We start from the raw sequence: 19,681 nt of genomic DNA, 5'->3' as shown, positions 1-19,681 counted from the left end.
GCCACCTGAAGAACGTCTTCATGTGGCTCTCAGGAACGGTTCAGCGGTTCCTGCCAAGGTAGGGGGACCACGGGCGGAGAGGACACGGCGTTGGCGATTCTGGTGGTGGAGGACGAGGAGGGCATCGTCTCCTTCGTGCGGCGGGGCCTGGAGACGGCCGGGTACCAGGTGCTCTCGGCCGCGGACGGGATCGACGGGCTGACGATGGCCCTGTCCCCCGACGTCGACCTGGTCGTCCTGGACCTGGGACTGCCCGGCATCCCGGGGGAGGAGGTGCTGCGCCGCCTGCGGCAGCGCCGCCCCTCGGTCCCCGTGATCGTGCTCACCGCCAAGGACGCGGTCAGCGATCGGGTGGCCAACCTCGACGCCGGGGCCGACGACTACATGGTCAAGCCCTTCAGCGTGAGCGAGCTCCTGGCCCGGGTCCGGGCTCGCCTGCGCACGGGCGGACAGGAGCGCGGCGACGTGCTGGCGGCCGGCGGCGTCGTGCTCGACCTCGGGGCCCGTACCGCCTCCGTCGACGGCCGGACCGTCAACCTGTCGACCCGCGAGTTCGGCGTCCTGGAGGTCCTCATCCGCAACCCCTCACAGGTGTTCTCCCAGCCCCAGCTGCTCGACCGCGTCTGGGGCTACGACTTCGACGGCGCCTCCAACGTGGTCGAGGTCTACGTCAGCCAGCTGCGCCGCAAGCTCGGCGCCGACCGCATCCAGACCGTCCGCGGCGCGGGCTACCGCCTCGCCGGGGGTACCCGGTGAGCCTCACCGGCCGCGTCGTCCTGCGGTCGCTGCTCGTCATGGCCCTCGTCATCGGCGGGGTCGCCCTGCTCACCTACGAACTCGTGCGCGTCTCGGGCCTGACCGACATCGACCGCCTGCTCCGGGAGGAGTCGGCGCTGGTCGGCGACGCCCTCGCCGACCAGGTCCCCGCCGCCGCGGGGCTCGACGGGGTGGTCTCGGGGCCCGAGGCGGAGCGCGCCGCACGTCAGGCGCTCGCCGTGCGCCCCAGCGGAGCCCGCCACGTGACGCTGGTGACCGCCAACGGGGCGCGCCTGCAGAGCACGGGAGGCCCCACCCGCGTCGCCGGGCTGATGCGCGGCGGCGACGCCCCCGCACCCGAGCCGGGGACGATCCGCACCCTCGACACCGACGCCGGCCCGGTCCGGGTGCTCGACACCGAGGTCGCCGACGGGGCCGGGGTCCCCCTCGCCGTCGTCACCGTCGTCGCCCCCCTCGACTCCACCCGCGACACGGCGGCCACGGTCCTGCTGCTCTCCGCCCTCGCCGGCGGGATCGGCGTCGTCGGCGGCGGCATCGCGCTGTGGCTGGTGGTGCGGCGCACCCTGTCGCCCGTGCGGGAGGTCTCCGAGGCGGCCAAGGCCATCTCCCCCTCCGACCTGGACACCCGCGTACCGGTGCCCGCGACCCGCGACGAGATCGCCGAACTGGCCACCGAGATCAACCAGATGCTCGTGCGCATCGAGCAGGCCGACACCAACCGGCGCCGCTACCTGGCCGCGATCTCGCACGAGGTGCGCACCCCCCTCGCCGTCGCGGAGGGGCACCTGGAACTGCTGGGCACGGCCGACGCGGCCGTCGTGCGCGCCGAACTCGACCGCCTGCGCCGGGTCCTGGAGGACCTCATGGCGGTCGCCCGGGGAGGCGACGAGATCGACGTCCGGGTGGAGGCGGTGTTCCTGCCCGACCTGTTCCACGCCGTGCGCGCCCGGCTGGACTCCCTGCCCTACGCCGGCGCGGTCACCCTGGAGGAGCCGCCGCCGGACGTCCTGCTCGGGGACCAGTCACGCCTGGAGCAGTGCCTGGCCAACCTGGTCGCGAACGCCGTCGACCACAACCCGGAGGGCACCCGCGCCACCGTGGCCGCCCGCGGCGAGGGCGACTCCCTCGTCCTCACGGTGTCCGACGACGGCCCGGGCATCGACCCCGCGCTGCTGCCCCACGTGTTCGAGCCCTTCGTGACCTCGCGGGACGAGGGCGCCGGCCGCATCTCCGGCCTCGGGCTGGCGGTCGTCAGCTCCCTGGTCCAGGCCCAGGGCGGCCGGGTGGGGATCGACAGCGGGCCCTCGGGCACCGGCGTCGCGATCACCCTGCCCAGGGCCACGGCCTGACCGTCGGCCGGCACGCCGCGGCGGCCCGGGGAGCGCAGTGCGTGCGGGAAGCGCCGGGACGCGCGGGGACGGGCCCGTGCGAAGGCATGCCGGACCGGGGCGGCGGGAGGGAAGGGAAAAGCCCCAGGCGCATGTCAGCAGAGGCGGCACTGGGGCGTTCCCCAGGACAGTAGCATCGGGCGATGTCCTCCGTCGAAGCAGACACCGACGCGGTCCTGAGCCTGGTCCCCGCCCCGCGCCTCGCGCCCTACCTGGCGCTGGCCGGGGGAGACCGCGGCCGCGCCCTCGCCCTGTACGAGTGGGGCGCGCGCGTGTCCGCGGCGGCCTTCGAGGACATCGCCCACCTGGAGGTCCTGCTCAGAGGGGGCATGGACAGGGTCCTGCGGGCCCACTTCCGGGAGGCCGAGCGGGGCATCCCCTGGTTCCTGCTCCCCGTTCCCGGCGGCGAGTACGTCGCCGAGGCGTCCGGCCGCGTCCGTGAGCGCCTCCGCCAGGAGGGGCGGGAGACGCGCGACCAGGTCGTCGCCGCGATGAGCTTCGGGTTCTGGTCCGGGATGCTCGGGCCCGGGTACGAGGAGCTGTGGCGGGCCTGCCTGCACCGGGCCTTCCCCGGGTCGTCCGGGAGGCGCGCGGAGGTGGCCGCCACCGCGGAGGGGGTCCGCCGGTTCCGCAACCGGATCGCCCACCACGACTCGGTGCTCGGCGTCGACTTCCCGTTCGAGGCCCGCCAGGTCGCGGAGCTGGCGGCGTTCGTCGACCCGGCCGCGGGGCGCTGGCTCCGAAGCCGCAGCCGGACCATGGACGTCTACGCGCAGCGCCCCGCCACGCCCGACGACACGCTGGTGGTCTCGGCCCCCGGCGCGCTGTTCCTCTACGAACGCTGCCGGGCCCACGTCACACGGGCGGGACAGGCCTTCGCCGGGGTCGACCGCATGGCCTTCCGCGTGGACGACATGATCGCCCCGGACCTCCCGCGGGTCCTCCTGCGCCGGGACAACGTGGAGTGGACCGAGCGCGGCGCGATCCGGCTGCGCCGCACCCGCGACCCCTGGGACCGCAGGATCGCCGAGGTCGTCGAGGACTCGCTCGTGACCGGGCGGGACGGGGGCCGGCGCCAGGTCTTCCTGCTGACCGGGCCGGACGAGCCCGGCCACCGCCGCCTGGCCGGGCCCCTCCCCGTGAACGGGGACGTGTCCGGGACCGCGGCGGCCGGGAAGGACGGTTCCGGCGGGGGCGGGGAGGGGCTCGCCGGGCGGCCCGTGCCGGAGTACGCCTACACCCGCCTCCACGCCCTGGAGACCGGCGCCGCCGGCTGACCCGGAAGGGCCCGGACACGCGGCCCCCCGGTCCGCACCGGGGCGTCGGACGCGGAAGCCCGGCGCCCCCTAGGATGTGGACCATTGGTCCGTTTGAAGCGGCGGGCCCGTCTCGCAGGGGGAGTGGAAGTGAGCCCACGCAGGGAGCGCGCCGACGCGCAGCGCAACAGGGAGGCGGTGCTCGCCGCCGCGGACCGGCTCTTCGCCGCGAGCACGAGCCCCGGCGGCGTGTCGATGGACGACGTCGCGACGGCCGCGGGCGTCGGCAAGGGCACGCTCTTCCGCAGGTTCGGCGACCGCGACGGCCTGATCCAGGCGCTCATGGAGAAACGGATCGCCCCCCTGCGCGAGGCCGTCGCCGAAGGGCCCGCGCCCCTCGGCCCCGACACGCCCGCGCGCGAGCGCGTTCCGGCGCTCATGGCCGCGCTGCTGCGGTTCAAACTCGACAACCGCCACCTGGCGCTGGCGCTGGAGACGGGCGGCGGGAACAGCCCCTACCGGGCGGGGCACTACACGTGGTGGCACACCCTCCTGCGGGACGCCGTGCGCGGGATCCCGGGCGCGCCCGACGCCGACTTCACCGCCCACGCGCTCCTGGCCGCCGTCCGCGCCGACCTGGTGGAGCACCTGGCCGGCGGGGAGGGGGCCCCGCCGGAGCGGCTGGAGGAGCGGCTGGAGGCGTACGTCGCCAAGGTGCTCGCCTGAGGCCCCTCCCCGGCGGGGCCCCGGCGGTCGGTGCCGGGGGCCGCGGGGGAGGGGCGCGGTGGGAGGGGAAGCTCCTATGGATGTCAGCCGAGGTCGGCGGACTCCCGCTCCGGGGCGGCCCCCTGCCCGCGCGCGGCACGGCGGCGCCGCACCCCGGCGATCACCGGGACCACGGCCGCCAGCAGCACCAGCGCGTACAGGGTGATCGAGATACCGCTGCCGACCAGGATCGACGGGTCGCCCGAGGAGGCGGCCAGCGCGCGGCGGAACTCGGTCTCCGCGATCGGGCCGAGCACGACGCCGATGAGCGCGGGGGCCACCGGGACGCCGAACGTCCGCATGGCCAGGCCGAGCAGCGTCACCCCCAGCAGCATCACCAGGTGCACCACCGACGTGTTGATCGCGTACACCGCCAGCACCGAGAACAGCGTGATGCCCGCGTACAGGTACGGCTTGGGCAGCTTCAGCAGCTTCGCCCACAGCGGCGCGAACGGCAGGTTGATGACCAGCAGCAGGACGCTGCCGATCAGCAGGCTCGCCAGGAGGGTCCACACCAGGTCGGCGTTGCGCTCGAACAGCACCGGCCCCGGCTGGAGGCCGTACTGCTGGAAGGCGGCCAGCATGATCGCGGCCGTCGCCGAGGTCGGCAGCCCGAGCCCCAGCAGCGGCACCATCGTGCCCGCCGCGCTGGAGTTGTTCGCGGCCTCCGGCCCGGCCACGCCCTCGATCGCTCCCCGGCCGAACTCGTTCGGCACGCCCCTGCGCTTCGCCCGGCGCGCCGCGAGCCTGCGCTCCAGGCCCAGGGACAGGAAGGTCGGGATCTCCGCGCCGCTGCCCGGGATCGGGCCGAACGTGCTGCCCAGGGCGGTGCCGCGCAGCCACGGCTTCCACGACCGGGCCCAGTCCCGGCGGCTCAGCCACGCGCGGCCGGTGCGGATCGCGGACAGGTCCGCCCCGGAACTGCCGCGCGCCGCCACGTACAGCACCTCGCCCAGGGCGAGCAGGCCCACGGTGACGACGACGATGTCGATCCCGTCCAGCATCGCCGACGACCCGAAGTCGAAGCGCGCGGCGCCGCTCTGGCCGTCGATGCCGACCATGCCGATGGCCAGGCCGATGAGCAGCGAGGCCAGCCCGCGCAGCACCGAGCCCGACACGACCGCGGCGACCGCGACGAACGAGAACACGGTCAGCGCGAAGTACTCGCCCGGACCGAAGTTCAGCGCCAGGGACACCATGACCGGGGCGAACAGGGCCACCACCAGCGTGCCGATGACGCTGGCCACGAACGAGCCGATGACCGCGGTTCCCAGGGCCTGCGCCGCCCGGCCCTTGAGCGCCATCTTGTGGCCCTCGTAGGTCGTGGCGATCGACGACGCCTGGCCGGGGGTGTTCAGCAGGATCGACGTGGTCGCCCCGCCGAACATGCCGCCGTAGTACACGCCCGCGAACAGGATCAGGGCGCTCGTCGGGTCGAGCCGGAACGTCACGGGCAGCAGCAGCGCCACCGCCATCGCCGAACCCAGGCCCGGCAGCACGCCCACGGCGGTGCCGAGCAGCACGCCGAGGAAGGCCCACATGAGGTTCATCGGCGTCAGCGCCGAGACCAACCCGTCGAGGAGGAGGGGAAGAGCGTCCATCAGAGCACCAACTCCAGGAAACCGCCGGGCAGGCTCAGCCCGAGCCCGAGCGAGAAGCCGACCTGCACGGCCGCGGACATCGACAGCGCCACCACGGCGTCACGCACGTGGGCGCGGGCGCCGAACGCGTAGGCCACCACCCAGAACAGCAGCGCCCCCGACAGCAGCCAGCCCACGTACTCCAGCACGGCGATGTGCACCACCAGCCCGGCCAGGATGAGCAGCACGGGGCGGCCCTCGAACCACGCGAGGCCGTTCCCGCCGGAGCCGGCGCCCGACCGGAGGTGGCGCAGGTTGACCGCGCTCAGGCACGCGGCGACCAGCAGCAGGAGGCCGCCGACCGCCCCGGGGAAGGCCGCCGGTCCGGGCCGGGTCACGTTGGGCGGCGCCTCGACGGTGAATGCGCCCCACAGACAGACGGCGCCCAGGGCCGCGACCAGGGCGGGGACGACCCACATGGTCGGTCCGCTCCACGGCGCGGTTTCCGGGTCCGGGGCCTCCGCGGCCTCCGCCCCGGCCTCCGGGGTCCCCGGCGCCGCAGCGGCCCCGTCCGCCCCGGTGGCGCCGGTTCCGGCGGACTCCCCGGTCACGGTCGCCGTCCCCGGTCCGGGGTCCCCGGCGGTCCCGGGGACCGACTGCTCGCTGTCGGTCGTCACAGCCCCAACTCCTCTACGGTCTCCTGCGTCACTGCCACCTCGGCGTCGAGGAACTCCTCGAACTCCTCACGCGACTGGAAGGTGTCGGTCCACCGGTTGCGCTCCAGGGTGTCCGCCCAGGCGTCCGAGGCCAACAGTTCCCGGACCAGCCCCTCCAGCCGGTCGGCCTCCTCCCCGGTGAGCCCGGGAGGGGCGATGACCCCGCGCCAGTTCGACATCTCCACGTCGTAGCCCTGCTCGGCGAGGGTCGGCACGTCCACCCCGTCCATCCGCTCGGGGGAGGAGACCGCGAGCGCGCGGAGCGGGCCGCCCTCGTCGACCTGGTCGCTGAAGTCGCCCAGCGTTCCGAAGCCGACCTCCGACGTCCCCGACAGCAGCGAGGTCAGGACCTCGCCGCCGCCCGAGTACGGCAGGTAGTTGATCTCCCCGGGGGCGATGTCCATGGACCGGGCCACCTGGGCGGCGAAGATCTGGTCCACACCGCCCATGGAACCGCCGGCGACCGGCAGCGTCCCCGACCGCTCGCGCCAGTCCCCGGCCAGGTCGTCCAGGGTCTCGTACGGGGAGTCGGCGGGGACGACGACGGCCAGGTACTCCGACGCCAGCTGCGCGATCGGGGTCGAGTCCTCCATCGTGTACAGCGAACCGGTGGTCTCCACCGCGCCGACCATGCCCAGGCCCGTCATCGTGAGGACGTTCGCCTGGCCCTCGCGGCCCGCGGTCTGCGCGAGGCCGATCGTGCCGCCCGCGCCCTCCGCGTTGCGTACCTCGACGTTGAAGCGCAGGTCCTCCTCGCGCAGCCCGTTCTGCATCTCCCGGGCCAGCGTGTCCCAGCCTCCGCCGGGTCCGGCGGGGGCGATGAGCAGGAGCTTCTCCTGCTGGCCGCTCCCCGACGCCGCGCTCTGCCGCACGTCGAACAGCGCCGTCCCCACGAGGAGGAGGGCGCACAGCCCGCCCCCCACGCGGAACAGCACGCCGCGATCGCGCATGGGTGCTCTCCTCTTCGGTCGTCCAGGGCGTCACAGGCCTCCCCGGCGCACCGGCGACGAGGAGATCCAGGCCACAGTGTGACCCGGGGCACGCCGATGTCAGATCTTTGTTAAAACTGGGGGCATATTGGTCGTATTGTTCGTGACACGCCCACCTGGGCGTTTGCCCGGCCGGGTCTCCGCACCCCGGCGAAGGCGACTGGAGGACACATGACCACGCTCCCCGCGCGCGGCCGCCTCTCGCTCACAGGTTCCCTGTTCATCGGCTACGTGCTCCTGCTGACGGTGGCCCTGGCCGCCGTCGGAACCCTCTGGGCGGTCCACCTCGACCGGGCCACCGACCGCCAGTACACCGAACGGGTCCTCGGCGTGGCCCGCTCCGTCGCCGTCATGCCCCAGGTCGTCGACGGCCTCCAGACCGCCGAGCCGAGCACCGTCCTCGACCCGCTCGCCGACCGGGTCGCCGCCGCGACCGACGCCGACTTCGTGGTCATCGCCTCCCCCGACGGCATCCGCCACACCCACCCCGACAAGGACCTCATAGGCCGGACCGTGTCCACCCCGCCGGGGCCGGCCGCCCGGGGCGAGGAGTGGACCGGCGTGGAGAACGGGACCCAGGGGCGCACCGTCCGGGCCAAGGTCCCCGTGTTCTCCGGGGGCGGCTCGGTCAACGGCGGCGACGCCGGGGGCGACGTGGTCGGCTACGTCTCCCTCGGCATACTCACCTCCAGCGCCGCCACCGAGGTACGCGCCTCCGTCCCGGCGATCCTCGGCATGGTCGCCGTGGTCCTGGTCCTCGGCGTGGGCGGGGCCTGGGCGCTCTCGCGCCAGGTCCGCACCAAGACCCACGGGCTCGAACCGGCCGACATCACCGCACTCCTGGAGAGCCGGGAGGCCCTGCTCTACGCGGTCCGCGAGGGGGTCCTCGCGGTGGACGGCGCCGACCGCCTCGTCCTGGCCAACCTGCCCGCGCGCGACATGCTCGGCCTGCCCGACGACGCCGAGGGGCGCCACCTCGACGAACTCGGCCTGTCCGAACGGGTCCGCGACATCGTCTCCGGCGACGACCCGGGGGACGACCGGCTCCTGCTGGCCGGGAACCGCATCCTGGTCGCCAACCGCATGCCGGTCCAGGTGCGCGGCGAGGACGCGGGAGCGGTCGTCACCCTGCGGGACCGCACCGAGCTCGACCGGCTCACCGGGGAACTCGACGGAGCCCGCACCGTCACCCGGGGGCTGCGCGCCCAGACCCACGAGTTCGCCAACCGGGTGCACACCGTCGCGGGCCTGCTCGAACTCGGCGCCTACGACGAGGCCCGCGCCTACCTGGCGGACCTGTCCGCCACCCACACCCGCACCAGCACGGACATCTCCGAGCACGTCCGCGACCCCGCCGTGGCGGCCCTCACCATCGCCAAGTCGGCGCAGGCCTCCGAGATGGGGGTCGACCTGCGGCTCTCGCCCATGACGAGCGTCCCCGCCCTCGACAGGGAGGTACGCTCCGACGCACTGCTCGTCCTCGGGAACCTGGTCGACAACGCGCTCGACGCGGTGGCGTCCGCCCCCCACGGGTGGGTCGAGCTGATGGTGCGCCTGCACACCGCCGACAGCGGCCTGCCCCACGACCTGCTGGAGATCCGGGTGACCGACTCCGGCCAGGGGGTGGCCGACGACGTGGCGGAGGAGATCTTCCGGCTCGGGTTCACCACCAAGGCGTCCCGGGACGGCGGCACGCGCGGGCTCGGACTCGCGCTCGTGAAACAGGTGTGCGAGAGCAGAGAGGGAAGTGTCGAGATGGAGGCGCCCGACGCCGACGAGGGCGCGGTGTTCACCGCCTGCCTGCCCGTGCGGACAGCGGCGGTGGTGCCGTCGTGATCCGCGTGCTGGTCGTGGACGACGACGTGCGCGTGGCCCGCAACCACCAGGAGGTGGTGGAGTCGCAGCCCGGGTTCTCCGTGGTGGGGGTCGCGCACACCGCCGCGGCCGCCCTCACCCAGATCCACGGCCACCGGCCCGACCTGGTCCTGCTCGACCTGCACCTGCCCGACGCCTCCGGGATCTCGGTGATGCGCGCGCTGCGCGCGTCCGCGGCCGCCGCCGCGCCCCAGCAGACCGACTTCCTGATGATCACCGCGGTACGCGACATCGCGCAGGTCCGCTCGGCCCTGCACGGCGGGGCCGTGCACTACCTGCTCAAGCCGTTCCCGCTGAGCGCGCTGCGCGACCAGCTGGAGCGGTACGCGGTGGCGCGGCGGCAGATGGACGCCTTCGGGGAGGCCACCCAGCAGGACGTGGACCGGCTGTTCGGGCTGCTGCGGCCCCCGGCGGCCCGGTCGCTGCCCAAGGGGCTGACCTCGGCCACCGTCGACCTGGTCGCGGGGGTCCTCCGCGACGCGCCCGAGGAGGTGTCGGCCTCGGAGGTCGCCGAACGGGCGGGGGTGTCGCGGGTGACCGCGCGCCGCTACCTGGAGCACCTGTGCGCGGACGGCCGTGCCGAGCTGCGCATGCGCTACGGCTCGGCGGGCCGCCCGGAGCACCTCTACCGCTGGGTCGCCTGACCCTCCCCGGGCGCCTCGCCGCCGATGTGCTCCATCCAGGGACCGTTGGCCGTGAGCCAGTGCGGCACGAGCCTGACCGGGAAGGGGAGGTCGGTCTCGAAGACGTCCTCGCCGTGGACCTGGGCGGCCTCCTGGTAGACGCCGTCCTCCAGGCGCAGCTCCACCAGGCCGACCTTGTCCGCGAGCGCGTTGACGATCCAGTAGGACCGGATGCCGAACGCGGCGTACTCGTGCCGTTTGGTGTGGTCGTCGCGGAGCACGCTCTCCGGAGAGACGATCTCCACCGCAAGGAGCGGCGGCACGTTGAAGTACCCCTGTTCCGGAGGATCGTAGTCGAAGACCGCCAGGTCGGGGATGCGGTGGTGCGTTCGCTCGGCGTTGAGGTCGAGGCCGGGGTTCTCACCGGTCTCGAACTCGCCGCGGCAGAGATTGTTGAGATGCGTGGACAGGCGGTTCGCTGCCCGGAAGTGCTTGGACATGGGGGCCGGTGACACGTCAAGCCGCCCGTCGACCAGCTCGTACCGGCGCCCGTCGTCCGGTGTGTGCGCCAGGTCGTCCACGGTCAGACCTCGTTCGGGTACGTCCGGATGCCTGGTAGTCATAACCGCCAGTATCCGGCCCCACGCTCTGTTACCGGCGGGTTTCGCCGAAGAAGTCCGAAGGAGAGCGGAGCTTTCTCACGAAGGAGGGGCTTCCGCACCGGGGAACGCCGACCGCCGGGCCGGGGCGGTCCGTCCCCGCTCCCGGCCCGGCGGTCGCGGGACCGGCCGGGATCAGGGCGTCCCGACCGGCCTCCTGCCCGTCGCCGCCTCGGCGGCGGCGACGGCGCTGGTGAACGCCACCTCTCCGAGCAGACCGGGCGCCGCCACCGAGTCACCGGCCAGGTAGACGCCGTTCCCGCGGTCGATCGCGGGGCGGTCGCGCCAGGTGTGCCCCGGCAGGTCCAGCGCACCGGTGCGCCCCCGTGCGACCTGGTCCCTGCGCCACGTCACCCGGTCGCGCCACCGCGGCAGCGCCAGGTCCAGCAGCCGCTCCAGCCGCTCCCCCGTGCGCGCCCTCGACTCGCCGGGGCGCACCGGGACCTGGGCCTGCACGAGCTCCTCGCCCTCCGGCGCCAGCGTGCGGTCCACCGCCGTGTAGCGCTCCACGAACCCGCACTCGTCGCCGTCGAAGACGATGAACGGGTCCCGGCCCCGGCGCAGCCCCAGGTCCACCATCAGGGTGTGCCCGCTCTCCCACGCCAGGGAGTCGTCCCCGAGCAGGGAGCGGGCCGCGGCCAGCGACGTCGCCACGACGACCGGGCCGTCGGGGAGCGCGTCCAGGGAGTCGACCCGGGCGTCCGTCGCGATCCGCACCCCGCGCTCCCGCGCCCGGTCGGCCATCCACCCGACCAGCGACGTCCAGCCGCCCACCATGTAGCGGGCGGCCGGCCACGCGGGCGTGGTCACCCGCAGGAACCTGTCCCAGACGAACTCCGCGGACAGCCGGGACGGGTCCGAGTCGAAGAGCGCCACCCCCATCATGCTCGCGATCGCCCCGGTGGTCTCCGTGCCGAACCGCTCCCGGCCCCACGAGCCGAAGTCCCGGTCGTACGGGGCCCGCAGCCCGCGGCGGGCGGCGGCCCGCAGGAGCCCGGCGGGCGGCATGCCGAGCCGCCCCCGGTAGCGGAACCTCACGCCCGGCGCGGCCCGAACGGGAAGGCGCAGGTGCGGCGGGAGCAGGCCGCGCTCGGCCAGCCACCGGTACGGGGCCCCGTCCCCGTAGAGCACGTGGGGTCCCTCGTTGGCCACGTACGGGGGCTCGGTGGCGCGGGCCCGCCCGCCCAGGGTCCGGTGCGCCTCCAGCAGGGTGATGTTCGCGCCCCTCTCGGCGCCGGCGATGGCCGCGGTCAGTCCGGCGAGGCCACCGCCCACAACGGTGATATCCATACCCCTACGACGGGCCGGGCGTCCGCAGCCGTGACATCTTGTCGGGGTTGGCCACCAGGTACACGTGCTGGACCCGCCCGTCGGCCACGTCCAGCACGACCAGCGCCACCACCCGGCCCCCGAGCGAGACGACCGCCGCCGGACCGCCGTTGACCTCGGTGACCTCGGTCCGGGCGTCGGCCCAGGCGACCGTCGGGCCGAGACCGAGCGAGGCGAGGAACCTGTCCGCGTTGCCGGGCAGGGCGGCCAGGAAGCGGCCCACCTTGGAGGCGCCCTCCAGGACCCGCAGGGGCGCCTTGGCCTTGCCGCCGCCGTCCCCGACGAGGGTGGCGTCGTCGGCGAGCAGACCGGTCAGGCCGTCCAGGTCCCCCTCCATGCAGGCGCGGAGGAACCGCTCCGTGATCCGTCGCCGCGCGGCGCGGTCGGCCTCGAACCGGGGCCGCCTCTCCTGGACGTGGTCGCGGGCCCGCCTGGCCAGCTGCCGCGTGGCGGCCTCCTCCCGGCCGATGACCTCCCCGATCTCCGCGTAGGGGAACTGGAAGGCCTCGCGCAGCACGAACACGGCCCGTTCCAGGGGTGAGAGGGTCTCCAGGACCACGAGGAGCGCGAACTCCACGGAGTCCGCCAGTTCGGCCTGCTCGGCGCCGTCGGGGATGTCGCTGACGGGTTCGGGGAGCCACTCGCCGACGTAGGACTCGCGGCGGGACCGGGCGCTGCGCAGCCGGTCGATGGACAGGCGGGAGGCGATGGTGACGAGGTAGGCGCGCGGGTCGTCGACCTTCGCCGGATCGACGGCGGACCAGCGCAGCCAGGCCTCCTGGACCACGTCCTCCGCGTCGGAGGCGCTTCCGAGGATCCTGTAGGCGACACCGGTCAGGAGGGCGCGGTGCTCGTGGAAGGCATCGGTCGTCATGTCTGGAAGACGTATCACCCCCGCCCCGGCGTGACACGCCTCCCGTACCGGTGCGCGGGCGTCCGGGCGGGCCGTCCGGGAGAACAGGACGCGGGGCGCGGCCGGTGCCGTGCCCCGCGTCCATCCCGAGAGTGCCGGGTGTCCTGGGAGTTCCGGGTGGCTCCGGGGGACGGAGAGCCCCGGAAGTCCCGTACCCGGCGAGCCGGGAGGGCCGACTAGTCGTCGACGGAGATGCCCTTGGTGGAGGTGCCGGAGGACACGTTGCAGCCGCCCAGGTCGAGGCCGTCGAAGGCGAGGACGTCGGCGCAGATCGGCACGGTCACGTTCTGGATGTTGGCGTTGTTGTCCGCCGCGGCGGTCCCGGTCATGGCGCCCAGGGCGAGGCCGGTGGCGAGGAGGAGGCCGGAGACGGTGGCGATGCGCTTCATGGTGCTGATCCTTTTCGGTTGGCAGTGCGTTGGTTGGTGACGACGGGGCCGCGGGGCCCCGCTGATGCAGGGGTGTGTGCGACGGGGTACTAGTCGTCGACGCTGATGCCCTTGGTGGCGGTCCAGTTGACGACGTTGCACTCGGGGCCGCTGACGCCCGAGGCGGCGAGCACGTCGAGGCAGATCGGGATCGTGATGTTCTGGACGTTGGCGTTGTTGTCCGCGGCGGCGGTGCCGGTGAAGGCACCGAAGGCGAGGCCGGTGGCCAGTACGAAGCCGGAAACCTTGGCGATACGGGTCATGGGTGATGCCTTTCGGAAGTTCATAACGCTCTGGCGGTGGCCGCCGGAATTAACTTAGCGTAGCCAGGCCCGTGCTAGCCGTACTTCGCGGGAAGAATCCAGAGTTTCCTCGGACTTTTCTCGGTTTCGATGTGGACATGCCGGACATGTCGCCAGGCAATGAAGTCATCGTGTTACCCAACCGAAAGCACGGCCGAATCCCTCACCTGACGAATGCATCGGAATCACGCTGTATCCAGACATCGGACATGAAAAAGGGCCCGCACGGTGTCTCCACCGCGCGGGCCCCGAACCTCGTGGGCGCCGCCCCCGACGTGCGCCGCGAGCGCTACCAGCCCTGCTGCTGCCCGTATCCCGGGTACTGCTGGCCGTAGCCGGGCTGCTGCCCGTACCCCGGCTGCGGCTGACCGTAGCCCGGGTACTGCTGCTGGTCGTACCCCGGGTACTGCTGCTGGCCGTAGCCGGGCTGCTGTCCGTAACCCGCGTACGGGTCCGGCTGCTGGGCGCCCGTGGGCGGGTGCTGGTAGGCCTGCTGCTGGCCGGACGGCTCCTGCTGCTGCTGGGCCTCGGCCCTGGCCGCCTCGTCCTGCTTCTTGCTGTCGGGGTCCGGGCGGAAGATGAACAGGCGCGCGGGCTTGTCGCCCTCGTCGCCCGGGGTGATCAGGTCGAGCCGCCAGCCGGCCTCCTCGATCCCCTCCAGGATGCGGGTCAGCCCGGGACGGAGCTTGCTGGAGGGCTCGTCATAGGCGTTCACCTCCAGCTGGATGATGAACATCCGGCGCTTCTGCTGCGCCGCGACCTTGGCGTGTTCGACGACCGTGCTGTCCCTCACGACCTGCGTGACGCTCATGAATAACCGTACCCATCTGCTCAGCGCGGAGCTTGCCGTACCCGTCGGGGTGCCACCCGGTCGTCCGCGTCCACAGTGGCGGGAATCCGCCGGGTTCCGCTCCCATCATGCCTCCTGCGGGCCTGTCTGGCCACAGAAGGCCCCGAGCGGCCGCCGACCGGGAGGGGTGTCCCGGCCGGAGGCCGCTCGAGGCGGTGCTCAGGAAGCGGCGGCGCGGACGGCCTCGACGACGGGTGTCTCACCGTTCACCAGGTTGAGAACCCTCCCGACGGTCCCCGGTTCGTCCAGAACGGCCACGATCACCGAGGCGACGTCCTCCCGCGTCACCGAGTCCCTCCCGACCTCCGCGCCCAGCGCCACCTTCCCGGTGCCCGGCTCGTCGGTCAGCCCTCCCGGGCGCAGGATCGTCCAGTCCAGCTCCAGCCCGCGCTCCCGCAGGTCGGCGTCGGCGGCGCGCTTGGCCTCCACGTAGGCGGCCCACGAACCGTCGGGGTCGTTCCCGCCGGGCAGCGGGTCGTCCACCCCGATGGCCGAGACCTGGACCAGGCGCCGCACCCCCGCGAGCGAGGCCGCGTCGGCGGTCAGCACCGCCCCCTTGTGGTCCACCGTCTCCTTGCGGGCCGGCCCGCTGCCCGGACCGGCCCCGGCGGCGAACACGACGCCGTCGGCGTTCATGAGCTTCTCCGTCAGCTCGGTGACGGTGGCGGTCTCCAGGTCGACCACGACCGGTTCGGCACCGGCGTCGACGACGTCCTGCGAGTGGTCGGGGTTGCGGATGAGGGCGACGGGCTCGTCCCCGCGGTCGGCCAGTTGCCTGGCCAGCAGCAGTGCGATCTTCCCGTGTCCCCCGGCGATGACGATACGCATGGGGGAAGCGTATGCCCTCCCCGGCCGCCGGACCCCCGGGCCCCGCGCGAGTCCGCGCGGGGCCCGGGAGGGGCGGGCCCGGACCCCTACTCGACGGTCCAGGTGTCCCCGCTCGCCAGCAGCGCGGCCAGCTCGCCGTCCCCGTGCTCCGCCCGCGCCTCCGCGACCTGCTCGTTCAACAGCTCGTCGTAGGCGGGGCGGCGCACGTCCCGGAACACCCCGATCGGCACGTGCTCGAACGCGGGCCGGTCCAACCGGGACAGGGCGAACGCGTACCCCGGGTCCTCCCGGTGCGCGTCGTGCCGGATCAGCCGGTCCTCTCCCACCGCGTCCACGTCCACGACCTCCAGCCCGCCGAACCCGCCGGCGACCACACCCCGGTCCGGGCCGAGCCGCAGCGGCTCGCCGTGCTCCATGCGCAGCAGGCGCGTGTCCCTCGCGGCAGGGTCCTTCAGCGGCTCGAACGCGTCGTCGTTGAAGATCGGGCAGTTCTGGTAGATCTCCACGAACGACGCCCCCGGGTGTTCGGCCGCCGCCCTCAGCACCGACGTGAGGTGCTTGCGGTCGGAGTCGACCGTCCGGGCCACGAACGAGGCCTCCGCGCCCAGGGCCAGGGACACCGGGTTGAACGGGTGGTCCAGCGAGCCCGACGGCGAGGACTTGGTGATCTTCCCCGGCTCGGAGGTGGGTGAGTACTGCCCCTTGGTCAGCCCGTAGATCCGGTTGTTGAACAGCAGGATGTTGATGTTGACGTTGCGGCGCAGCGCGTGGATCAGGTGGTTGCCGCCGATGGACAGCCCGTCGCCGTCACCGGTCACCACCCACACCGACAGGTCCGGGCGGCTGGAGGCCAGCCCGGTCGCGATCGCCGGCGCGCGCCCGTGGATCGAGTGCACGCCGTAGGTGCTCAGGTAGTAGGGGAAGCGGGAGGAGCAGCCGATCCCCGACACCATGACGATGTTCTCGCGGGGCACCCCCAGCTCGGGGAGGAAGGACTGGAACGCGGCCAGGATCGCGTAGTCGCCGCAGCCCGGGCACCAGCGCACCTCCTGGTCCGACTTGAAGTCCTTCATCTTGTAGGCGGTGTCCGTCCTGGGGACCAGCCTCAGCCCCCCGGAGCCGTCCGTCAGGCCGTTCGCGTTCTCAGTCACGGTCGATGACCTCCCGAAGCACGTCCGCGAGCTCCTCGGCCTTGAAGGGCAGGCCGCGGACCTTGTTGTAGCCGATGACGTCGACCAGGAACCTGCCGCGCAGCAGCAGGGCCAGCTGGCCCAGGTTGATCTCCGGCACCACCACCCGCTCGTAGCGGGCCAGCACCTCGCCGAGGTTGGCCGGGAACGGGTTGAGGTGGCGCAGGTGCGCCTGCGCCACCCGGCCGCCCGCGCGCCGCACCCGGCGCACCGCGGCGGTGATCGACCCGTACGTGCCGCCCCAGCCGAGCACCAGCACCCCGGCGCCGCCGTCGGGATCGTCCACCGCCAGCTCGGGGATGTCCCTGGCGATGGCGTCGATCTTGGCCTGGCGGGTCCGCACCATCAGGTCGTGGTTGGCGGGCGTGTACGAGATGTCACCCGTCTCGGCGTGCTTCTCGATGCCGCCGATGCGGTGCTCCAGGCCGGCCGTGCCCGGCACCGCCCACGGGCGGGCCAGGGTCTCCTCGTCGCGCTTGTACGGCAGGAACGAGCCGTCGGGGCCGTTGGGCCCGGTGGCGAACCCCGGCTCGATCACCGGCAGGTCGCCGACCTCCGGCAGGCGCCACGGCTCCGACCCGTTGGCCAGGTACCCGTCGGACAGCACGACCACCGGGGTGCGGTAGGTGACGGCGAGCCTGGTCGCCTCCACCGCGGCGTCGAAGCAGTCGGCGGGGGAGGACGGCGCCACCACCGGCAGCGGGGACTCGCCGTTGCGCCCGTACAGGGCCATCAGCAGGTCGGTCTGCTCCGTCTTGGTCGGCATGCCCGTGCTGGGCCCGGCCCGCTGCACGTCGATGATCAGCAGCGGCAGCTCGGTCATCACCGCGAGCCCCACCGTCTCCTGCTTGAGCACCATGCCCGGGCCGGAGGTGGTGGTCACCCCCAGCGAGCCGCCGAAGGCGGCGCCCAGGGCGGCCCCCACCCCGGCGATCTCGTCCTCGGCCTGGAACGTGCGCACACCGAACCTCTTGTGCCTGGACAGCTCGTGCAGGATGTCCGACGCGGGGGTGATCGGGTACGAGCCCAGGAACAGCGGAAGGCCCGACCGGGTGGACCCGGCGATCAGCCCGTAGGCCATCGCCAGGTTCCCGGTGATGTTCCGGTACGTGCCCGCGGGGAGCCGGGCCGGCTTGACCTCGTAGGAGACGGCGAAGTCCTCGGTGGTCTCACCGAAGTTCCACCCCGCCTGGAACGCCGTCAGGTTCGCCGCGAGGATGTCCGGCTTGGCGGCGAACTTGGACTTGAGGAAGGACGTCGTCCCCTCCGTCGGCCGGTTGTACATCCACGAAAGCAGGCCCAGGGCGAACATGTTCTTGGCCCGCTGCGCGTCCTTCTTGGACAGGTCGGCGCCGGCCAGCGCCGCCACCGTCATCGAGGTGAGCGCCACCGCGCTCACCTTGAGTCCGTCCAGGGTGCCGTCGGTGAGGGGGTCCCCGGTGAAACCGACCTTGGCCAGGCTCCGTTTCGTGAACTCGTCGGTGTTGACGATCACGGTCGCGCCCCTGGGCAGGTCGCCGAGGTTCGCCTTGAGGGCGGCGGGGTTCATGGCCACCAGGACGTCGGGCGCGTCGCCCGGGGTCATGATGTCGTGGTCCGCGAAGTGCAGCTGGAAGCTGGACACCCCCGGGAGGGTTCCGGCGGGGGCGCGGATCTCGGCCGGGAAGTTCGGAAGGGTCGACAGGTCGTTGCCGAACGACGCGGTCTCCTGGGTGAAGCGGTCTCCGGTCAGCTGCATGCCGTCGCCGGAGTCGCCGGCGAAGCGGATGATGACGCGGTCGAGCTGTTCGATCTGTTTGGCCACTGAGATCGACGACCTCCTTGGTGAGCCGCCGGTCGTGACGGGCGGCGGCGCTCGGGTGTCATCCCCCGGCCGGGGCACTCCGCCACGGGGCGGGCGCCCGGTTCGGGGGCATGGGACAGCGTGCGCGGCCCTCGCGCTCGCCGGGTGCGCCAACCCGGTCTCGCACGGCGCGGTCACACCGCGACAGCCGGGTCGTGAAGGGGCCTGCCTTCAACGACACGGCTCCCCGGACACCGGGATCCGGACGGGGCGGCGCCCCGCCGGCCTGGAGTTCGGAGTGATAAGGGCCACGATCGCACTATAGGTCGTCGGGAAAGGCCGGACGTGGGCCGGGTGGCGATTGTCACACCGGAACCCCGTCGGGCGGTGTGAGGTCATCCGCAACCGGGATGTGACCGACAGCCCGTCACATGGGGAACGCAAGACGTCGACCCGCACGTTTGTCACCATGTACGCATTCACGGTCGAGGACCGGCTGAGCGAGGAGGTGGCGGCGTGCACGTCAACGTGGCCCGTGCGGTCGGTCTGTTCGTCGGGGCCGCCGTCCTCGTCGTGGTGGTCGGCTGGCTGTGCGGAGCCGAGAAGGGCGCGCAGTTCTCCGTGGCCCTGGTGGTGGGCGCGGGCGTGCTCGTCTACCTGTTCGGCGAGTCGCTGGCCCTGCGGGCCATGAGGGCCCGACCGGTCAGCGAGATCGAGCGCCCCGAGCTGTACCGGATCGTCCGGGAGCTGGCCACCGCCGCCCGGCAGCCCATGCCCAGGCTGTACCTGTCGCCGATCCGCTCGCCCAACGCCTTCGCCACCGGCAGCAGCCCGCGCCGCGCCGCGCTCTGCTGCACCACGGGCCTGCTGCGCACCCTCGACGAGCGGGAGCTGCGCGGCGTGATCGCCCACGAGCTGGCGCACATCCGCTCGCACGACACCCTGATCAGCTCGGTGGCGGCGACCCTCACCGCGGTCATCACCGCGATGACGGTGGTCACCTTCCTGCTCCCGCTGGGGGAGTCGGAGGAGACGGACATGCCCGACCTGCTGGGCGGGCTGATGGTGGCGGCGCTGGCGCCGCTCGCCGCCCTGGTCGTCCACTTCGGGGTGGGGCGCGGGCGCGAGTTCCGCGCCGACGAGAAGGCCGCCGAACTCACCGGGGACCCGATCGGGCTGGCCGAGGCGCTGGCCAAGCTGGAGGAGGGGGCGCGTCGCTACCCCCTGCCCCGCGACCGCGGCCTGCTGGCGTCGGCGCACGTGATGACCACCAACCCGTTCCCGACCGGGGTGGGGCGGCTGTTCGCCGCCCACCCGCCGACGGACGAGCGCATCCGCCGCCTGTACGCCCTGCGCCGCCGGTGGGACATGGGGGGGTAGGGACCCCTCCCCGGCACGGCGACGGCCGCTCCTCCCCCTTCGCGAGGGGA

General features: G+C 73.4%; 19 protein-coding genes. 7 read left to right on the top strand and 12 right to left on the bottom strand.

Annotated elements, in window-relative coordinates; all coding sequences use genetic code 11:
• Positions 1–90 precede the first annotated feature (90 nt).
• The 4 genes from OUQ99_RS27995 to OUQ99_RS27980 all read left to right on the top strand — a co-directional run bounded on the left by OUQ99_RS27995 (position 91) and on the right by OUQ99_RS27980 (position 4,147).
• Positions 91–756 carry a response regulator transcription factor gene (locus tag OUQ99_RS27995; protein ID WP_267946756.1) on the top strand — a complete coding sequence of 222 codons (666 nt, stop codon included), beginning with the start codon at positions 91–93 and terminating at the stop codon, positions 754–756.
• Entirely contained in the window at positions 753–2,126 is a 1,374-nt protein-coding gene (locus tag OUQ99_RS27990; RefSeq protein WP_267946755.1) for a sensor histidine kinase, read from the top strand. Before OUQ99_RS27995 ends, OUQ99_RS27990 begins: the two co-directional genes overlap by 4 nt.
• Positions 2,127–2,308: 182 nt before the next feature.
• Complete coding sequence (locus OUQ99_RS27985; RefSeq protein WP_267946754.1) at positions 2,309–3,442, top strand: hypothetical protein; 1,134 nt, start codon at positions 2,309–2,311, stop codon at positions 3,440–3,442.
• A gap of 129 nt (positions 3,443–3,571) precedes the next feature.
• The gene (locus tag OUQ99_RS27980; protein WP_267946753.1) at positions 3,572–4,147 is read left to right on the top strand and encodes a TetR/AcrR family transcriptional regulator; all 576 of its coding nucleotides are present in this window, start codon (positions 3,572–3,574) and stop codon (positions 4,145–4,147) included.
• Between the two features lie 83 nt (positions 4,148–4,230).
• Here the strand turns inward: OUQ99_RS27980 and OUQ99_RS27975 are convergent, their stop codons facing one another.
• Genes OUQ99_RS27975 through OUQ99_RS27965 form a run of 3 tightly spaced genes read right to left on the bottom strand, consistent with a single transcriptional unit; the run spans position 4,231 to position 7,432 of the window.
• Positions 4,231–5,787, bottom strand: a complete 1,557-nt coding sequence (locus tag OUQ99_RS27975) for a tripartite tricarboxylate transporter permease (protein WP_267946752.1) — start codon at positions 5,785–5,787, stop codon at positions 4,231–4,233.
• Positions 5,787–6,443: a tripartite tricarboxylate transporter TctB family protein gene (locus OUQ99_RS27970; RefSeq protein ID WP_267946751.1), complete on the bottom strand. Its 657-nt coding sequence runs from the start codon at positions 6,441–6,443 to the stop codon at positions 5,787–5,789. The genes OUQ99_RS27975 and OUQ99_RS27970 overlap by 1 nt, the downstream gene beginning before the upstream one ends.
• Positions 6,440–7,432 carry a Bug family tripartite tricarboxylate transporter substrate binding protein gene (locus OUQ99_RS27965; protein ID WP_267946750.1) on the bottom strand — a complete coding sequence of 331 codons (993 nt, stop codon included), beginning with the start codon at positions 7,430–7,432 and terminating at the stop codon, positions 6,440–6,442. Before OUQ99_RS27965 ends, OUQ99_RS27970 begins: the two co-directional genes overlap by 4 nt.
• Positions 7,433–7,642: 210 nt before the next feature.
• On the opposite strand from OUQ99_RS27965, the gene OUQ99_RS27960 reads away from it, so the two are divergent.
• Together OUQ99_RS27960 and OUQ99_RS27955 are read left to right on the top strand one after the other, a co-directional pair.
• Positions 7,643–9,307 (top strand): sensor histidine kinase, encoded by a 1,665-nt coding sequence (locus OUQ99_RS27960; protein ID WP_267946749.1) that lies wholly within the window; start codon positions 7,643–7,645, stop codon positions 9,305–9,307.
• Positions 9,304–9,990, top strand: a complete 687-nt coding sequence (locus tag OUQ99_RS27955; protein ID WP_267946748.1) for a response regulator — start codon at positions 9,304–9,306, stop codon at positions 9,988–9,990. The genes OUQ99_RS27960 and OUQ99_RS27955 overlap by 4 nt, the downstream gene beginning before the upstream one ends.
• Here OUQ99_RS27955 and OUQ99_RS27950 read toward each other — a convergent pair.
• The 9 genes from OUQ99_RS27950 to OUQ99_RS27910 form a co-directional block, all read right to left on the bottom strand.
• Complete coding sequence (locus OUQ99_RS27950; RefSeq protein WP_267946747.1) at positions 9,972–10,592, bottom strand: Uma2 family endonuclease; 621 nt, start codon at positions 10,590–10,592, stop codon at positions 9,972–9,974. The two genes, OUQ99_RS27955 and OUQ99_RS27950, sit on opposite strands and share 19 nt — an antisense overlap.
• A gap of 171 nt (positions 10,593–10,763) precedes the next feature.
• On the bottom strand, positions 10,764–11,918 hold the full coding sequence (locus tag OUQ99_RS27945; RefSeq protein WP_267946746.1) for an FAD-dependent oxidoreductase: 1,155 nt from the start codon (positions 11,916–11,918) through the stop codon (positions 10,764–10,766).
• 4 nt (positions 11,919–11,922) lie between these two features.
• Positions 11,923–12,831 (bottom strand): RNA polymerase sigma-70 factor, encoded by a 909-nt coding sequence (locus OUQ99_RS27940; protein WP_267946745.1) that lies wholly within the window; start codon positions 12,829–12,831, stop codon positions 11,923–11,925.
• A gap of 215 nt (positions 12,832–13,046) precedes the next feature.
• Entirely contained in the window at positions 13,047–13,259 is a 213-nt protein-coding gene (locus tag OUQ99_RS27935; protein ID WP_267946744.1) for a hypothetical protein, read from the bottom strand.
• An 89-nt stretch (positions 13,260–13,348) separates the two neighbouring features.
• Positions 13,349–13,561, bottom strand: coding sequence for a hypothetical protein (locus OUQ99_RS27930; RefSeq protein ID WP_267946743.1), 213 nt, complete (start codon positions 13,559–13,561; stop codon positions 13,349–13,351).
• A 328-nt stretch (positions 13,562–13,889) separates the two neighbouring features.
• The gene (locus OUQ99_RS27925; RefSeq protein ID WP_267946742.1) at positions 13,890–14,411 is read right to left on the bottom strand and encodes a hypothetical protein; all 522 of its coding nucleotides are present in this window, start codon (positions 14,409–14,411) and stop codon (positions 13,890–13,892) included.
• A gap of 198 nt (positions 14,412–14,609) precedes the next feature.
• A complete protein-coding gene (locus tag OUQ99_RS27920; RefSeq protein WP_267946741.1) occupies positions 14,610–15,278 on the bottom strand; it encodes an SDR family oxidoreductase in 669 nt (222 codons plus the stop codon).
• An 86-nt stretch (positions 15,279–15,364) separates the two neighbouring features.
• The gene (locus OUQ99_RS27915; RefSeq protein ID WP_267950530.1) at positions 15,365–16,351 is read right to left on the bottom strand and encodes a 2-oxoacid:ferredoxin oxidoreductase subunit beta; all 987 of its coding nucleotides are present in this window, start codon (positions 16,349–16,351) and stop codon (positions 15,365–15,367) included.
• A 70-nt stretch (positions 16,352–16,421) separates the two neighbouring features.
• Positions 16,422–18,272, bottom strand: a complete 1,851-nt coding sequence (locus OUQ99_RS27910; RefSeq protein ID WP_267946740.1) for a 2-oxoacid:acceptor oxidoreductase subunit alpha — start codon at positions 18,270–18,272, stop codon at positions 16,422–16,424.
• 495 nt (positions 18,273–18,767) lie between these two features.
• On the opposite strand from OUQ99_RS27910, the gene OUQ99_RS27905 reads away from it, so the two are divergent.
• Positions 18,768–19,631, top strand: a complete 864-nt coding sequence (locus OUQ99_RS27905; protein ID WP_267946739.1) for a M48 family metalloprotease — start codon at positions 18,768–18,770, stop codon at positions 19,629–19,631.
• Positions 19,632–19,681 lie beyond the last annotated feature (50 nt).

Origin of the sequence: Streptomonospora nanhaiensis (assembly GCF_026642255.1) — a bacterium.
GTDB classification, from domain to species: domain Bacteria; phylum Actinomycetota; class Actinomycetes; order Streptosporangiales; family Streptosporangiaceae; genus Nocardiopsis; species Nocardiopsis tropica.
This window is presented reverse-complemented; position numbering and strand designations above follow the sequence as displayed.